The organism is Faecalibacterium sp. DFI.5.82 (genome assembly GCF_029076575.1).
In the GTDB taxonomy this organism is placed as follows: domain Bacteria; phylum Bacillota; class Clostridia; order Oscillospirales; family Ruminococcaceae; genus Faecalibacterium; species Faecalibacterium duncaniae.
Genome location: NZ_JARFIS010001201.1, coordinates 1 through 286 on the forward strand (window position 1 = coordinate 1; position 286 = coordinate 286).

Here is a 286-nt window from a genome sequence, read left to right on the forward strand (position 1 = left end):
CACATAAACGCTGCCGTTTTTCTGGATCAGCATCTGGCGCATCAGCACCTTCAGGGCTTCCTCTACCTCTGCTTTCAGAGCAAGGCGGTCATCGTCGAGGTTGGCGATCCTCAGGCGGGTGATGTTGTCCACATTTGCCTCGATCTCCACCACATATTTGCTCAGGAACAGGGTCTTCAGCACGTTGATGGCAAAGACGTCCTTTTCCTTCTTTTCCGGGTTAATGTAGCTGTTATCGTAGGCACGAATGATCACACTGCTGTGGCTGTGATCAAGGAAGTTTTCC

Annotated in this window: 1 protein-coding gene; it reads right to left on the minus strand. The window is 51.0% G+C overall.

Translation table 11 applies throughout. The annotated features are described in order from the left end of the window. Positions 1–286, minus strand: a 286-nt coding sequence (locus tag P0G09_RS20730) for a hypothetical protein (RefSeq protein ID WP_275253626.1), incomplete at both ends; no start/stop codon positions are given.